We start from the raw sequence: 15,365 nt of genomic DNA on the forward strand, positions 1-15,365 counted from the left end.
TTCGGGCTCGGTTTGCCTATTGGAGCCGTTAGCTTACGCCTTGGTTGCGCCTTACGCCGTCGCCTTGCCGGCGTCGGAGACGATCCTGATCGGCGTGACGGGAGCGACGTGCAGACCGCACTCCTTCGAATCGCGCGACTCCCACCACCAGCGGCCGGCGCGGCTGTCCTCGCCGGGACGGATCGCGCGCGTACAGGGCTCGCAGCCGATGCTCGGGTAGCCGCGTGCGTGCAGCGGATTGACCGGAACCTCGTACTTCGTCAGATAGGCCCAGACTTCCGCTTCCGTCCAGTCCGCGAGCGGGTTGTACTTGGCGATGCCGCGTGCCGCGTCTTGCTCCTCTTCGGCCAGTTCCGCACGCGTCACCGATTGCTCGCGGCGTTGCCCCGTCATCCAGGCATCGGCGCCGGCGAGCGCACGATTGAGCGGCTCGACCTTGCGGATTTCGCAGCAGCGCTTGCGCAACTCGACGCTCTCGTAGAACGCGTTGAGCCCATGCTCGGCGGCGTAGGCCTCCACCGCCTGCGGCAGCGGATGAAACTGCTCGATCTCGTAACCGTAGCGTTCGCGCACGCGATCGATCATGGCGACCGTTTCCGCGTGAAGGCGCCCCGTATTGAGCGAAAAAATGCCGATCGACGCGCCGCGCGAGAGGATGGCATGCGTGAGCAGCATGTCCTCCGCGGCGAGGCTGCTCGCGAACTTGACGTTTTCGTGGCGCGCGGCGATCGCGTCGATGAGCGCGTTCAGCCGCTCGACCTTCGCGGCCAGCACGGCTTCGGGCACGTCGGCGCCCTGCTTCGTGAAGTCGACGACGCTGCTCATACGCGCGATCCTTGGGCCTCGGCGCCGCTCGACGCTGCCGCCGCGCGGCGACGGAACAGCGGCTGCGCAATGTCGACCGCGGCCTGGTATTGCACCGAAAGCTCGCTGAATGCCTTCAGCGCATCGTGGATGTCCTTGTCCGCCCGCACGGCGAACGCGTCGAAGCCGCAGCGGGCCATGTAATTGAGCTGATCGCGCAGCACGTCGCCGATCGCGCGCAGCTCGCCGCGCCAGCCGTAGCGCTCGCGCAAAAGTCGCGCGGTGCTGTAGCCGCGGCCGTCGCGAAACACAGGGAAATCGACGCCGATCAGCGAGATCTTGTCGAAATCGCCGACCAGATCGGCCGGTTCGTCGTCGGGTGCGAGCCAGACGCCGAGCGATTCGACGCCGCGCGCCGCCACGAGCGCTTCGCGCCCTTCCTTCCAGAGCGCGAACGGCACGAGGATGCGGCCCGCGGGCAGCGCATCGACGGCGGGCAGCCCGCCGTCTTCGGCCGCGCGCACGATCTGCCAGTCGTCCGTCACGACCTCACGGTTTCTGATAATCGAAGTCATCTGCAAATGTTCCTTGCTCTCGTTCGCTTCGGTCAGGCGTGCGCCGGCTGGCGCGAGGCATAGACCCGCTCCTTGAAGGGCGCGATGCCGATGCGATTGAACGTGTCGATGAAACGCTCGCCGTCGATGCGGTTATCCACGAAGGTATCGATGACCTTCGACACCACGTCGGGCATTTCCTCGGCCGAGAACGAAGGACCGATGACGCGGCCGAGCCGCGCGCCGTTCTGGCCCGTGCCCTGCTCGCCGCCGAGCGACACCTGGTACCACTCCGCGCCGTCCTTGTCGACGCCGAGCACGCCGATGTTGCCGACGTGATGGTGTCCGCACGAGTTCATGCAGCCCGAGATGTTGAGCGAGAGCTCGCCGAGATCGTAGACGTAGTCCAGATCGTCGAAACGATGCTGGATCGCCTGCGCGATCGGAATCGACTTCGCATTCGCGAGCGAGCAGAAGTCGCCGCCGGGGCAGGCGATGATATCGGTGAGCAGTCCGATGTTGGGCGTCGCGAAGCCATGCTGCTTCGCGCGCTCCCAGACCGCGAACAGGTCGCGCTTCTTCACGTTCGCGAGAATGAGGTTCTGCTCATGCGACACGCGCAACTCACCGAACGAATATTCGTCGCCCATATCGGCCGCCGCTTCCATCTGCGCGTCCGTCACATCGCCGGGGGCCGTGACCGTCGGCTTCAGCGAGAGCGTCACGGCGGCGTAGCCCGGGACCTTGTGCGGCCGCACGCTGCGCTCGACCCAGCGCGCGAACGCGCGATTCTCGAGCAAATGCTTTTCGTATGAAGCATCCGTATCCGAAAGCTTCTCGTACGCAGGCGGCTGGAAATATTGGGCGACGCGGTCGAACTCTTCCTGAGTGAGCGTCGAAGGGCCGTCCTTCAGATGCTGCCATTCCTCCTCGACCTGCTCGGCGAACTTCTTCGCGCCGAGCGCCTTCACGAGAATCTTGATGCGCGCCTTGAACAGATTGTCGCGCCGGCCGAAACGGTTGTAGACGCGCAGGACCGCTTCGCAGTACGTGAGCAGATGCTGCCAGGGCAGATTTTCCCGGATGACCGGACCGACGATCGGCGTGCGCCCGAGCCCGCCACCGGCAAGAATCGCGCAGACCACTTCGCCCGCCTCGTTCTTCGAAAGATAGACGCCGAGATCGTGAATCTGAACGGCGATACGATCTTCCTTGGAGGCCGAGACGGCGATCTTGAACTTACGCGGCAGCCAGGCGAACTCGGGGTGGAACGTCGACCATTGACGCAGGATCTCGGCCCAGGGGCGCGGATCGACGACTTCGTCGGGCGCGATGCCCGCGAACTGATCGGCCGTGATGTTGCGAATGCAGTTGCCCGACGTCTGGATCGCGTGCATCTGCACCGAAGCGAGCTTCGCCAGAATTTCGGGCGTCTCCTCGAGCTTGATCCAGTTGAACTGCATGTTCGTGCGCGTCGAGAAGTGGCCGTAGCCGCGATCGTGCTCGCGGGCGATCCGCGCCAGCATGCGCAACTGATCGCTGCGCAGATTGCCGTACGGAACCGCGATACGGTGCATGTACGCGTGACGCTGCATGTAGAGACCGTTCTGCAAGCGCAGCGGACGAAACTCCTCCTCGCTCAATTCGCCCGACAGGCGGCGGCGGACTTGGTCGCGGTACTGCGCGACGCGCTCGTCGACGATTGTCTGATCGTACTGATCGTATTGGTACATTCGGGGACCCCAGGTTGTTCTGCGCCGCGCCCTGGTTACGCGACGCCCGAATCGCTATCGACGCGCAAAGAGCGGCAGGACTTAAGACCCTCCGCTCATTTGCTAATGACCGAAACTGCTATGCATATTGAAAAACCTGCGCAGATCGTAATAAACTCGTCTTATATTTCAAACGACTAAAAAATTCTGTCCTTATGCCATGGGGTTATTATGAACCTGCACCAATTTCGGTTCGTGCGCGAAGCCGTGCGGCAGAACTTCAACCTGACCGAGGCTGCCAAGGCGCTTTACACCTCGCAGCCGGGCGTCTCGAAGGCGATCATCGAGCTCGAGGACGAACTGGGCGTCGAAATCTTCACGCGACACGGCAAGCGCGTGCGATCGCTCACCGAGCCGGGGCGCATCATCCTCGCGTCCGTTGAGCGGATCCTCCAGGAAGTCGAGAGTCTGAAGCGCGTCGGCAAGGATTTCGCCGCGCAGGACCAGGGCAATCTCGTCATCGCCGCGACGCATACGCAGGCGCGCTACTCGCTGCCGGGCGCCATCGCCGAGTTCAAGAAGCGGTTTCCGAAGGTGCACCTTTCGATTCTGCAAGGCAGCCCCACGCAGGTGGCCGAAATGGTCATGCACGATCAGGCCGACATCGGTATTGCGACGGAGGCCATCGGTAGCTATAAGGAGCTCGTCTCACTGCCGTGCTTCCAGTGGCACCACGTGGCCGTGATGCCCGAAGGCCATCCGCTGCTCGAACGCAAGACGCTCTCGCTCGAGGACCTTGCGCAATATCCTCTGATTACTTATGAGGCTGCATTTGCGGGCAGGACGAAGATCAACGAGGCTTTCCATCGGCGCAACCTCACGCCCGATGTCATCCTCGAGGCGATCGATGCCGACGTCATCAAGACCTACGTCGAGCTTGGGCTCGGCGTCGGCATCCTCGCCGATATCGCGTTCAACGGCGATCGCGACAAGCACCTGCGAGGCATGCCGGTCGGGCATCTCTTCGGTACGAACCTTACGCGGATCGCGTTGAAACAAGGGGCTTACCTGCGCAGTTATGTCTATACGCTCGTTGAGCTGCTGTCACCCACGCTCACTCGCAAGCTCATCGAGCAAGCGTTGAAAGGCGAGCATGAGAACTACGAGCTTTGACTCCTACTGAGTTCCGAGTCGAGGGCTCTTCAACGTAACGAGCTTTTCACGCCAAGGGAGAAACTGAATGCGGTTGTCGTGCCAACTGCGCCGCGCGCTCGCGCTCGCCGCCTTCGCGCTCGCGGGTCTCGCTCATGCCGATATCAAGGTCGGGATCGATCTTTCCTCGACCGGCCCTGCCGCCGCGATCGGGATCACGAGCAAGAACGCCATACTAATGTGGCCGGCGACGATCGCCGGACAGAAGGCGCAATACATCGTGCTCAACGACGGAACGGACCCCGGGGCCGCCGTTGCAAACATCCGCAAGCTCATCGATGAGGACCACGTCGACGTAATCGTCGGGCCGAATATCACCCCTGCTGCGCTGGCCGCGCTCGATCCCGTCGCACGCGCGCAAACGCCGATGATCACGCTCGTCGGCTCCGGCAGCGTCGTCGAGCCGCAGGAAGGGAATCGCGTCTGGGCGTTCAAGATGGCGCAGACCGACGCCGCCATGGCCGATGTGATGACGCGATACATGTCGAATCACGGTGTGAAGACGGTCGGATTCATCGGGTTCGCCGATAGCTACGGCGAAAGCTGGCTAAAGGAGTTCACGAAGTTCGCCGAACTGCGGCATATCAGCCTGGTGGCGACGGAGCGGTTCAATCGCAACGACGCTAGCGTGACGGGGCAAGTGCTCCGGCTGATGGCCGCGAAGCCCGATGCAGTCCTGATTGCCGGCGCCGGTACGCCGGCCGTGCTGCCGCAACGAACGCTCGTCGAGCGTGGATTCAAGGGGCCGATCTATCAGACGCATGGGATTGCGACGCCCGAGTTCATCAAGCTCGGAGGGAAGGACGTCGAAGGGACACTCTTTCCGACGCAACCGGTCGTCGTCGCGCGGACGCTGCCGGCGGATCATCCGGCGAAGAAGGCGGCCGTAGCGTTCGTGGAGGCATACGAGGCGAAATTCGGTGCGGGGACGGTCACGCAGTTTGCCGGCGACGCTGCCGGCGTTTATCCGCGGCTTCAAGATTCGGTAGGCCGCGCGTTGAAGGCGGCGCACCCGGGGACTGTGCAGTTCAGGGTCGCGCTGCGGGAAGCTTTGGAGCAAGCGCATGAGGTGGTTGTGCCGAACGGCGTCGTCAACACGAGTGCGAAAGATCACGTGGGGTTGGATCAGCGCGCGAGCGTGATGGGGGTCATCAAGGGTGGGAAGTTCGTGTATCTGAGTCAGTGAGCGAGGTGCTCGCGCTCGTGCGGGGTCCTTGGCAGTCCGGTGCGATCGTGGCCGGCTCCGGCGCTAACGTCAAAGGCGCCACCAGCTTGCCGGCGCACCAGTTTTGCGCCATAATCGCGCTCTTCCGTCGGCGCATCAGGCGTCGGCAAAGACTGCCCAGGTGGTGAAACAGGTAGACGCAGGGGACTCAAAATCCCCCGCCGCAAGGCGTGCCGGTTCGAGTCCGGCCCTGGGCACCAGAAGTACGATCTAACGCCTTGATTTTAAAAGGACTTTAGTGTCGATTGGCGTAAATCTGGCGTAGCGCCATGCCACGGCCGCAATTCGTCGCAGACATGTCGAACGAAGTCGCAGTCGACGGCAATGGATCGCTAGAGTTCCCCGAAGTCCGGCATCCGGAAAAAGGTAACGGGGGTAACATAGCCACTCGGATCGAACTGAAGGCCTTTTAGCTCAACGGTCTGCGGGGTTTTGAGACCGGTCACAAATAGGTAACTAGAGAGTCACGAGTTACCTTTCACTGAGGTAACCGCAGTCCTCGCCCATTCTGTTTTAAATCAGATGCTTGGCTGGGAGTTACTTTTTCGGTTACCAGTCGTGACCACTCCGAGGTAACAGCAATTCCGGCCTTCATTCAACGAGTTAGGCGCCGGCCCCGAGCAACGTGGCGTCTGTTACCCGTTTCCGCAGCCCTTCTCCGAAGACCGCCGGCGACCACCCCGCCGCAGGATCGGCCGCACTTCTCGGTAAATCGGTCCGATCGTCGGAACGGTCCCTTGATTCGCTGCTATCGCGTCACTATGATTGCGGCGTGTTCGAAACAGCGAACACCCGGATTGGCGTCCGGAATACAGAGGGCAGGCGATTGGCCGGAGGTCGGCCTATCGCCTGTGCGTCTTGTGCCTCCTATGGTCGGGCCTTGACGGGGGAGCCTTTGGGCTCGCCGGTTCCTCTGTGCCGGTACGCCAACCTTGTCTCGTGCCCGGCCACCTCATTTGGAGTCGAGGTCCGGGTCGTCGAACCCGCAAAAGGAGGCGCGTACAATGCATCATCCCGTCGCAGATCCCCAGCTTCTGCAGTCCCATCTTGACGTCGCAATCGTTAGCATCGACCGTCTAAGCGCCTTAGCCGGCCTCCTGGCTGTCGAAGATGTCGCGGCCGCTTTTGCGCGCCTCTCTCTGCTCGAGCAAGTTGCCATATTCGGCGGTTTTGAAGCCGATCTTCATCAAGCTCGCGTCGCGCTATTGCGCGCAGTGGGGAACGAACGCGGACCGCATGCTCGGTTCAACGACACGTGATGACAATACGCGCTCCCGCCCCTTGTCACCGGCGAAGAAGCCGCGCTGTGAGGCGCGGCACACCCCGGATTGACGTGGCGTTGCCCCTGAAGGCCGCCAAGGCGGACAGCCGCCGATCGCGCGCCGGAATTTCGGACTGGTAGACTTCTCATTGGCACGCCATGAAATAGGGTTCTATCAGGCCCCCGCTCGAAGAGACCCACGCAGTCGTCGGATCTGGCGCTACAATACTGTATGTATACACAGGCCCTCTCTGAAGGCAACATCTAGCAAATGCATGAGGAAGTCATGAGCAACTGGCTTGAGTTCCTGGAAAAGAAGCCCGTCGATGCACGGATCGAAATCGGCGCGTACGAATACCTGTGGAAGCAGCCTGACAGCAACACCAAAAAGCTCGCAGAGCTCTTTGAAGCCAATCCGGGGCTGCTGCCGTCTGAGCTGGTCGACGAAGGCGTTGCCGATCAAACGGCCACGGAAGTAGTTGAGCATCTCGCGAAAAGCGGTATCAAGCGGTTCGGCGTGAGAATTAACGGTACGTCGGACTACCCTCCGCGCCTGCGTGACGCAAAAGAGCCGATCGAAGTCCTTTACTTCCTTGGCTCGTGGGAGCTAGCAGAGTCTCCACGTTGCGTCGCTGTAGTGGGCACCCGCAAGGTGTCGCCTGATGGAGCTGCGCGTACTCGTAAGCTGGTGCGCGCCCTCGTTGAGCACGACTTCACAGTAGTGTCAGGCCTCGCGCAAGGGGTCGATACAATCGCGCACGAGACGGCTATCTCGTGCGGCGGGCGCACGATCGCCGTCATCGGAACACCGATTTCGGAAACTTACCCGCGTGAGAACACGAATCTTCAACGACGTATTGCGGAAGAATTCCTAGTGGTCAGCCAAGTCCCTGTTTTGCGGTACCTCAGTCAGACGTGGAAAGGAAATCGATTCTTCTTCCCCGAGCGCAATAAAACGATGTCCGCGCTAACGCAAGCAACGATCATCATTGAGGCCGGCGAGACATCGGGCACATTGATACAGGCCCAAGCAGCTCTAAGCCAAGGTCGGAAACTGTTCATTTTGGAGAGCAATTTCCACAATCCAGCGATCACGTGGCCGCATAAGTACGAGAAACTTGGCGCAATCCGAGTGCGCAAGTTCGAAGACATCGGGCGGGAGCTGACTGCCGCATGAAGAAGCCTCCAATGCCCGATCGGCTCAGAGTCATTGGTGAATTGGAACTACCTGACCACCCGCATCTGCCGGTCGACGTGCGGTGCTACTTTTGGGGCGAGTACACGCCGTATGAGCATACAAACGGCGAGAAGTGGAATTTTTCGGAGACTAATCAGCTCATCAGCAACCTAAAAAAGAAGAAGGACCGGGAGGGGCAATACGATTGGCGGTACAAGATCGAAGCAATCAACCAGGTAGCGCGCAACTTCGCCCAATTCTGGAAGTGGGCCGAGTTGAGGCGAAAGCACCGTGTTTGCTTGATTCCAATACCCCCATCCAAGAGCCGGCGAGATCCCAACTACGATCCTCGGATGCTACAGGTGCTCGAACGGATAGCGCAAAACGCTGGGCTTGCGCTCGATATCCGCGATTGCCTCTCCTTCAGCGGTCGTTTTGCAGCAAGCCACGAATCGGATCACCGCCCGACGCCCGACGAGCTATATGACAATTTGAGTTTCGATAAAAATGTCGGCGATCCGGCCCATCAACCGGGCCTGATTTTCCTGTTCGACGACATGCTAACCACCGGAGCGCATTACGTCGCCGCCTCACGCAAACTGGAAGAATACTTTCCTGGTGTCGAAGTAGCTGGCCAGTTTGTCGCCCGCCGCATTCTGCCCGACCCGTTCGCTGACTTCGTCGACCTCGACAACAGCGACAATTGAGGCTGCAAACAATCCGGCGACAGGCATGTCGCGCACAAATGCACACTGATCTGCATCAATTCGCAAGAACCTTGCGGCTCCGAAATCTCTCGTGCCGCCATGCCGTAAGCCGCGGATCGACAGCGGCTCGGGTGCACGAAAACCACTCTGACAAGCGAAGCCCGCAGGCGGGGAGGGGACCACTCGGGGGCCGCCACAGCGCGGCCGAGTGCATTCCCCTCCGATACCCTCGGATGCCTCGCGCTCGCCGCATGACAGCTCCGCCACGCCTCCTCCGCCCCTTACCCCGAACTCGCGCATTCCGTGCACGCCAAGCCCGTTGTCGCAGATGCGAAAAGGGCCGCGGCGGTGACCGTGTGCGTGGTCCTTCGGTAGGGATTCTGATGGCTTGATTGCTCCGTATCCCCGGTGTTCATGCATACCGAAATTCCAATACGTAGGCACGGCCAACTGAAACGGCGGTCACAAAGGCGCGTTTCCGTTGTCGGCCACGAACGGCCGTTCGACACTTGGTCCGGGATCATTCAAAATGCTCTAGTCGATCCCGTGAGCGCGCTCATACCGGTGTGCCTGCGCAATGAATGGCCGGATCGCCTCCGATGTGCTGAAGATCGTCTGCGGCGAGATGGCACATGTGACGCCGAGCCCGGCATCATTCATCTGCAGGGTGGCCTTTTCGCAGGCTACCTGTTCGGGATCGGCCATGTTTCCTTGCGGCGTGTATTCGATCCTGCTGATGACCCCGGCCAGGCAGCCCGTGCGCTTGTCAAAAACCGGACTCCCCGACACGCCGTGACTGACGATGGATGTGACGGCTTCCGACCAGGTCTTGCCTTTATACATGACCGCGCCGACCGGTGACGCGGTCGTGGAGTACACCGCATCGTAGGCGGTGATGTACAGGGAGGCACCAACCGGCTCGACGTCGCCACACACCGATGGTGTATCGAGCGTCGCCAGTTTTGCGGGCGTCTGATCACGCTCAAGCTTGAGCATGGCCAGGTCGTTTTCGCGCAGGTCCCCGTGAAATACGACCTTGGCCGGAATGGCCACCCCACGGAAGACAACGCTCACCTGGTCGGACGGCTGGAGAATCCGCGGCGGCTCGTAGAACAGATGGTAGGCTGTTAGCACTTCCCCGTCACCGAGCCAGACGCCACCGCCTGAGAAGGTACGCTCCCCCGAGCGGATCTGGACCTTGATCTGCGCCTCTGAGGCACCGAGGAATCGTTGGTACGCGGCCGCCTCTCTTGCCGCGTCTTCCGTGTGTATACAGGCGGCGAGCATGGTCGCCGTCAGTGCGATGATTGCGGCGCCGGAAAGTGATTTCATACAGATTTTTTGAGTTCGGATATGTGCAATGTCGGCGCACAGTGCCATAACTTGAGGTCAGCACCGGGCGCACGGGCAGCCGCGGCGACCGATGGATACGCTGCGGCCGTATGCGTCCTTCGATTGAAGAGGTACAATGCTCGGCCAGTCGGCTCACGGAGCGCAGCTCCGTCCAGGCACACGCAGTAACCTGCCAATGTGCGCGAGCACAAAAGCATGGTTATGGGGACAAAGCAGTAAGCAGCAAAGCCATTGGCCAGCGCGCACATGGCGAAGTACATCACCGAAGTGATGCTCATAAGGACTGGCCCGGACAGCGCAAGAAGCAAATTGCTAACTGCAACCACCACTGCCACGGAGGCCAGACGATGAGTAATGCTTTTGAGTTCGTTCGCTCTACCCTTGCGAACATTGCAGCAGCAGTAATTGTCCTGTATCTGCCACACAGCCTGGCTCCGTAAGCCGATTGCCTTGAACCCGCCAACGGCGGGTTTTTGTTGCCTGTACTACTCTACATATACAGAATGCTATCGACGAAAAGGAGCGGGAATGAGTTCCGAGATCGTTGTCGTGAAAAGTTATAAGCAGGGCTGGGGAGTCGTTGAGTTTTTCAAAGAAACCCAAAAGCATCCTGAGATTTCTCGGAACTTCTTAATTGCAAGACTCAACACTGAAAATATAAAAGATATCCTGCGAGAATACATAGTTGAGAATGGCATCTCGTCGCTGTTTCATTTTACGCTAACATGCGATGCAGTGACGCACCCTGGAATTCACGTCGACGACATCGAGAAAATCATTCTTGGATTCGTCAAGAAGCTAAACGGCGTGGAAGATCTTTATATTATCGACCCATACTTTTACTCCGACGAACCTCAATGCGTTGCACTTTTTGAAAAAATGATTTCCGCGCTATCCGAAAAGCTGAAAACAATTACTTTTTTCACAAACGGCAAGACAGAAAGCAAAAAAGCTGCAATGCATGCTGCACTGAGTCAGCTAGCGCCACATGTTATAGTTAGTGATGTGAAGACCGACAAGTTCCATGATCGATATTGGATCGATGCGGCTAAAAACATCGGCATTGTGATGGGAACATCGCTAAACGGCATAGGCAAAAAAATCGCGCTTGTCGATAACCTGTCCCATTACGATGCAAAGGAAATAGCTCAACTTGCTTATCCGCTGCTCAAGCCATGAACGGTATTTCAACCTCAGGGGTGGGTATGATATACGTATTAGCATCAACAGGCTTTCCTGGAACGCAATCCCCCACTCGCGTCCTATCCAAAGACTTGAAATCGATTCGCTAAGTCTGATTTTGCGACTGGCCGATCGTCGCCAAAGACGCCTTGAGAAATTCGCGCTGCCGGGGGGCGCGCAGCGACGTTCGACTCGTCGCCATACGGTGCCAAGCTTGTTGAGAGTATCTGCGTCGGTCGCATTTCGAATGACCGATGCAGGGGGCAGCAATCGGCTCTTATAAGCCCCCACGGACTTTTGCGCACGTTTCGGTTATCAGGGATGTTCTCATCGCCGATCTAATCGACCCCGTTCGCCGAAAGTTGCCGGTTGCGCTACGTCGCGATCGGCGCCGGCGGAATCTCGTAGTCGTCAAACTGCACCACTTCCTCGCCGAGCCAGCCGTTCAGCTCGGCGAAGCGCGCCTGTAGCGGCCGGATTTCGTTGCGGCCAAAAACCCGTGCCGCCGTGTCCGGCGTGCCGAACCCGCCCGAGTTGCTCGGCACGATGCCGAGCAGTTGCGGCGGCACGCGGTGGGCGGCGAGCAGGTCGTCACGTGTCACATTCTTGATGTTGAAGAACTCGTCTTTCGCAGCGACCTCGGACACGGGGATGAGTTGAATGCCGTCTTTCTTGCCGTTCGGCGCGTACATGAACACGTTGCGGAAGTTGCCCGGCCCCTTCGCGTTCTTCAGGGCCTCGCGCATGTTGTCGACGTCCTCCTGCTTCTGTGCGGCGTCCGTCATGTACAGGATGAAGCCCGCGTGGCTGCCGTTCTCGTAGTACTTCCGCCGGAACAATGTCGACGACTCGTTCAGCCAGGCTGAGTGCAGCGAGCTCAGATACTCGGGCAGGCCGTACACCTCCTGGTTGATGTCTGGCCGCATGAGCTGGAAGACGCTATCTGGCTCGAACTCGTGTTGGTCCTGCCAGCCGTTCACGTACACGAAACCGCTGAAATCCGCCTTGCGCCGCATGTACTTTGCTAGAGCAGGCTCAAGGCGCAGCGTCCCGCCGAGCTGGTTGCGGCGGCGTTCGAGGTAGCCGTTACCGAACGTCAGAAAGTCGAGCGCCCACCGCTCGAACACATGCCGCGACAGCCACTTGTGCGGACGGAACGTCGCCGCGAGTACGTTCGCCTTGAAGTACAGCGCCGAGCTGTGGTGCGTGCTCGCGCGGAACGACTTCGCGAGGCCCGCGAAGCTGACCGGGGGCTCGAACCATTCACCGTTCAACCAACATTCGACGTAATCGAGGATCTCAGCACGGTTCATCACTGGAGTGGGATCGTCGAAGGTGAACGCCTCGGCGCGCACCGGCGCATTCCGTGCGCTGACGGCGGTGCTCGAGCTGGGTGCGGCCGCGAACCTGCGCGGCGCGCGCGATCGGCGCTTGATCATGAATAGAACTCCGTGAAAGAAGAGGAATTGACGCCGCCGCCGGCGAGCGGCTCGCGGTCGATCGCGTGCAGGCAGGCCCACGCCAGATCGGCGTGGCCCGTCTCGTCGTTTCGGTCGGCGGTGAATGTGGCCTGTCGGCCGCTCGCCGTCATCGTCTGTTTGATCGCCATGAACGCCGCGGCAAGGTCGGTCCAACTCGCGTCGAATTGCAGGCGGCCGTTGCGAACAACTGACTGGCCCTTCAACACGAGGCGGGTTTTTACCTCCGGCGAGTAGTTGAGTGCGACGGCAGCCGGGTAGAACTTGCGTACGAGCTGATAAACGCCCTGCCCCATGCCCGTCGTGTCGATTGCGATGTAGCCGACGTTGTAGCGCTGGGTGACCTGCTCGATCGCCCCCGCCTGTTCCTCGAAATCGTTGCCGCGGAACTGGTGACGCTCGAGCACGCGGAACGGCCCGCCCTCGACGCGCGGCGGCGCCACGACGACAAGGCCCGCCGAATCGCCCGTCAGCGCCGGGTCGTAGCCAACCCACACCTCACGATAGCCAAAAGGGCGTAACAACAGCGGCGAGAAATCGTCCGCCCACTCCTCCCAAGAATCGACCATGCAGCGCTGCAACTCGGACAGCTTGAACACCGACAGCGAATCGTCGATGAACTGGCACATCAGCAGATTCGCGAACTCCTCGGCGCTATACTCGCGGCGCAGTTCGTCGATATCGAATAGGTGGCACCCGCCCGCCATGGCGTCGAGGATCGTGACGGTCTGGCGCCACTGCGCGTCCTCGCACAGCATGCCCCGCACGAGCGCTTCGTGGCTTGTATCAATCTGGATGCGGTCGCCGGCCGAGCGGCCACGGTTAGCGTGTGCCCCACTCCAAAACGTGTGGGCCTCGTGCGTGATGCTCGACGGCGTGCTGAAGTATGTCTTGCGCCAGCGCTTGTGCATCGCCATGCCCGATGCGACCTTGTTCAGCTCGCGGAACTTCGGCACCCAGAAGTACTCATCGAAATAAAAATTGCCGTGGTACGACTGCGCGGTGCGCGCGTTCGTCCCCAGGAAATAAAGGATCGCCCCGTTCGGCAGGATGATCGGATCGCCCGTCAGTTCGACGTCGGCCGCCTCACGCGCAAACTGCGCGATGTACTGCTTGAAGACGTGCGCCTGTGCCTTGCTCGCGGACAGGAAGATCTGATTGCGGCCGGTCTCGAGCGCGTCGACGAACGCCTCACGCGAGAAATACCAGGTCGCGCCGATCTGCCGCGACTTCAGGATGTTCCGCGTGCGCTGGTCTCCGTTGCGATACCAGATCTTTTGATATTCGAACAGCGATTCGCGGAACGCCGTCACGATGCGTTCGTGCTGTTCCTCGCTGATTTCGTTGCGCGGCGGTCGCCGCTTTGGTCCTGCGTTGCGCGCGGCAATGTTCGGGTTTAAGTCCCCTTCCTTCCCCGTCTCCCCGTACTTCCGCACCCGTGCGAGGCGCTCGATCTGCCGCCCAAGCAGATCGATTTCCTTGTAGTCCGCGCCGTCTTTCTTTTCCTTTGCGATCAGGACCATCAATCGCGTCTCGGTCGCGGCCTCGATGCGCTCGATCGGCGTCGCCTCCTTCCACCTATCACGGCGGCACCAGGACGCCACGGTCGATGGATTCAGTTCGAGATGTCGCGCGATCGACGAGAGGCGCCAGCCTTGCCAGTAGAGCGAACGCGCGACCTTGCGTACGTCAGCTTCGCGTTGGTTCGGGTCGGTAGTGTCGAGCATGCGGCAAGCGTAGGGCTCCGCGCACGCGCGAGCACGCGAAGCACTGCGTCTCCATGCGGGTGACATACGCCGATCGTTGAGCTACAGCGCCCCAACTCCGAACATGAGAACCACGCTCACTCAATCACGGTTCGACCTCTCTATGGCAACCAACAAAACGAAATTCTTCCGCGTCGCAGTCGAAGGCGCGACCGTCGACGGTCGTGAAATCAAGCGTGAATGGCTCACGCAGATGGCGAAGAACTACAACCCCGAACTGTACGGCGCGCGCGTAAACGTCGAGCACATCAAGGGTTATGCGCCACTGTCGGCGAGCAACCCCTTCGGTGCCTACGGAGACGTGATCGCGCTGAAGGCAAACGAGATCGAAGACGGTCCATTGAAGGGAAAAATGGCGCTCTACGCGCAAATCGACCCGACCGAGCATCTGGTGGCGCTCTCAAAGAAGCGACAGAAGATTTACGCGTCGATCGAGATCAACCCCACCTTCGCCGACATCGGCGAAGCCTATCTGGTAGGCCTGGCCGCCACCGACGACCCCGCCAGCCTCGGCACCGAAGCGCTGCAATTCGCTGCACGACATTCGAACAACGTGTTCTCAGCCGCCTGCGAAACGTCGATCGAACTGGAAGGCGAAGCCGAAACATCGAGCCTGCTGTCGATCGTGAAAGGCATGTTCGCCCGCAATCGCACAACCGACGATCAGCGCCACGCCGATGTGCGCCGCGCCGTCGAGGAAGTCGCCGACTTCGCCAGCAAGCAGGGCCGCGATTTAGCCACGCTGCGCGTCGACCTCGCCCGCGCACAACAGGACGCTGCGGACTCGAAGAAGCGTGCCGATGAAGCGGTCGCCGCCGTGGAAGCGCTGACCGCGAAGCTCTCGGCCACCGACAACGGCGCGCCGCGACGTCCGCCCTCGACCGGATCGACCGGCGAGCTCGTGACTGACTGCTGACCCATACCTCGCCTACTC

Annotated in this window: 12 protein-coding genes and 1 tRNA gene; 7 read left to right on the top strand and 6 right to left on the bottom strand. The window is 60.5% G+C overall.

The window, feature by feature from the left end:
* Positions 1 to 51: 51 nt before the first annotated feature.
* Genes C9I57_RS17720 through C9I57_RS17730 form a run of 3 tightly spaced genes read right to left on the bottom strand, consistent with a single transcriptional unit; the run spans position 52 to position 3,091 of the window.
* Positions 52 to 825, bottom strand: coding sequence for a phosphoadenylyl-sulfate reductase (locus C9I57_RS17720; RefSeq protein WP_107151933.1), 774 nt, complete (start codon positions 823 to 825; stop codon positions 52 to 54).
* The gene (locus C9I57_RS17725) at positions 822 to 1,379 is read right to left on the bottom strand and encodes a DUF934 domain-containing protein (protein WP_107151934.1); all 558 of its coding nucleotides are present in this window, start codon (positions 1,377 to 1,379) and stop codon (positions 822 to 824) included. The genes C9I57_RS17720 and C9I57_RS17725 overlap by 4 nt, the downstream gene beginning before the upstream one ends.
* Positions 1,380 to 1,411: 32 nt before the next feature.
* Positions 1,412 to 3,091 carry a nitrite/sulfite reductase gene (locus C9I57_RS17730; RefSeq protein WP_107151935.1) on the bottom strand — a complete coding sequence of 560 codons (1,680 nt, stop codon included), beginning with the start codon at positions 3,089 to 3,091 and terminating at the stop codon, positions 1,412 to 1,414.
* 210 nt (positions 3,092 to 3,301) lie between these two features.
* On the opposite strand from C9I57_RS17730, the gene C9I57_RS17735 reads away from it, so the two are divergent.
* The 5 genes from C9I57_RS17735 to C9I57_RS17760 all read left to right on the top strand — a co-directional run bounded on the left by C9I57_RS17735 (position 3,302) and on the right by C9I57_RS17760 (position 8,652).
* Complete coding sequence (locus C9I57_RS17735) at positions 3,302 to 4,243, top strand: CysB family HTH-type transcriptional regulator (protein WP_018443140.1); 942 nt, start codon at positions 3,302 to 3,304, stop codon at positions 4,241 to 4,243.
* A gap of 67 nt (positions 4,244 to 4,310) precedes the next feature.
* Positions 4,311 to 5,468, top strand: coding sequence for an ABC transporter substrate-binding protein (locus C9I57_RS17740; protein ID WP_107151936.1), 1,158 nt, complete (start codon positions 4,311 to 4,313; stop codon positions 5,466 to 5,468).
* Between the two features lie 154 nt (positions 5,469 to 5,622).
* A tRNA-Leu gene (locus tag C9I57_RS17745) sits at positions 5,623 to 5,707 on the top strand.
* Between the two features lie 1,347 nt (positions 5,708 to 7,054).
* A complete protein-coding gene (locus C9I57_RS17755) occupies positions 7,055 to 7,945 on the top strand; it encodes a DNA-processing protein DprA (RefSeq protein ID WP_107152077.1) in 891 nt (296 codons plus the stop codon).
* The gene (locus C9I57_RS17760; RefSeq protein WP_107151938.1) at positions 7,942 to 8,652 is read left to right on the top strand and encodes a hypothetical protein; all 711 of its coding nucleotides are present in this window, start codon (positions 7,942 to 7,944) and stop codon (positions 8,650 to 8,652) included. Before C9I57_RS17755 ends, C9I57_RS17760 begins: the two co-directional genes overlap by 4 nt.
* Before the next feature lie 534 nt (positions 8,653 to 9,186).
* On the opposite strand, the gene C9I57_RS17765 is transcribed toward C9I57_RS17760, so the two are convergent.
* Positions 9,187 to 9,984 carry a S1 family peptidase gene (locus C9I57_RS17765; protein ID WP_181321868.1) on the bottom strand — a complete coding sequence of 266 codons (798 nt, stop codon included), beginning with the start codon at positions 9,982 to 9,984 and terminating at the stop codon, positions 9,187 to 9,189.
* 549 nt (positions 9,985 to 10,533) lie between these two features.
* Between C9I57_RS17765 and C9I57_RS17770 the strand changes: the two genes are divergently transcribed.
* Entirely contained in the window at positions 10,534 to 11,184 is a 651-nt protein-coding gene (locus tag C9I57_RS17770; protein ID WP_107151940.1) for a hypothetical protein, read from the top strand.
* A gap of 377 nt (positions 11,185 to 11,561) precedes the next feature.
* Here C9I57_RS17770 and C9I57_RS17775 read toward each other — a convergent pair whose 3' ends face one another.
* Together C9I57_RS17775 and C9I57_RS17780 are read right to left on the bottom strand one after the other, a co-directional pair.
* Entirely contained in the window at positions 11,562 to 12,626 is a 1,065-nt protein-coding gene (locus C9I57_RS17775; RefSeq protein ID WP_107151941.1) for a phage portal protein, read from the bottom strand.
* Positions 12,623 to 14,392 carry a terminase ATPase subunit family protein gene (locus C9I57_RS17780; RefSeq protein ID WP_107151942.1) on the bottom strand — a complete coding sequence of 590 codons (1,770 nt, stop codon included), beginning with the start codon at positions 14,390 to 14,392 and terminating at the stop codon, positions 12,623 to 12,625. Before C9I57_RS17780 ends, C9I57_RS17775 begins: the two co-directional genes overlap by 4 nt.
* Positions 14,393 to 14,534: 142 nt before the next feature.
* On the opposite strand from C9I57_RS17780, the gene C9I57_RS17785 reads away from it, so the two are divergent.
* Complete coding sequence (locus tag C9I57_RS17785; RefSeq protein ID WP_107151943.1) at positions 14,535 to 15,347, top strand: GPO family capsid scaffolding protein; 813 nt, start codon at positions 14,535 to 14,537, stop codon at positions 15,345 to 15,347.
* Positions 15,348 to 15,365: the final 18 nt, after the last annotated feature.

It is taken from the genome of Trinickia symbiotica, from assembly GCF_003028655.1.
Lineage (GTDB): Bacteria > Pseudomonadota > Gammaproteobacteria > Burkholderiales > Burkholderiaceae > Trinickia > Trinickia symbiotica_A.

Coding starts and splice junctions, on each gene's coding strand:
- C9I57_RS17775 (WP_107151941.1), bottom strand. CDS start 12,626: ATGATCAAGCGCCGATCGCGCGCGCCGCGCAGGTTCGCGGCCGCACCC.
- C9I57_RS17735 (WP_018443140.1), top strand. CDS start 3,302: ATGAACCTGCACCAATTTCGGTTCGTGCGCGAAGCCGTGCGGCAGAAC.
- C9I57_RS17760 (WP_107151938.1), top strand. CDS start 7,942: ATGAAGAAGCCTCCAATGCCCGATCGGCTCAGAGTCATTGGTGAATTG.
- C9I57_RS17730 (WP_107151935.1), bottom strand. CDS start 3,091: ATGTACCAATACGATCAGTACGATCAGACAATCGTCGACGAGCGCGTC.
- C9I57_RS17765 (WP_181321868.1), bottom strand. CDS start 9,984: ATGAAATCACTTTCCGGCGCCGCAATCATCGCACTGACGGCGACCATG.
- C9I57_RS17755 (WP_107152077.1), top strand. CDS start 7,055: ATGAGCAACTGGCTTGAGTTCCTGGAAAAGAAGCCCGTCGATGCACGG.
- C9I57_RS17725 (WP_107151934.1), bottom strand. CDS start 1,379: ATGACTTCGATTATCAGAAACCGTGAGGTCGTGACGGACGACTGGCAG.
- C9I57_RS17740 (WP_107151936.1), top strand. CDS start 4,311: ATGCGGTTGTCGTGCCAACTGCGCCGCGCGCTCGCGCTCGCCGCCTTC.
- C9I57_RS17720 (WP_107151933.1), bottom strand. CDS start 825: ATGAGCAGCGTCGTCGACTTCACGAAGCAGGGCGCCGACGTGCCCGAA.
- C9I57_RS17780 (WP_107151942.1), bottom strand. CDS start 14,392: ATGCTCGACACTACCGACCCGAACCAACGCGAAGCTGACGTACGCAAG.
- C9I57_RS17785 (WP_107151943.1), top strand. CDS start 14,535: ATGGCAACCAACAAAACGAAATTCTTCCGCGTCGCAGTCGAAGGCGCG.
- C9I57_RS17770 (WP_107151940.1), top strand. CDS start 10,534: ATGAGTTCCGAGATCGTTGTCGTGAAAAGTTATAAGCAGGGCTGGGGA.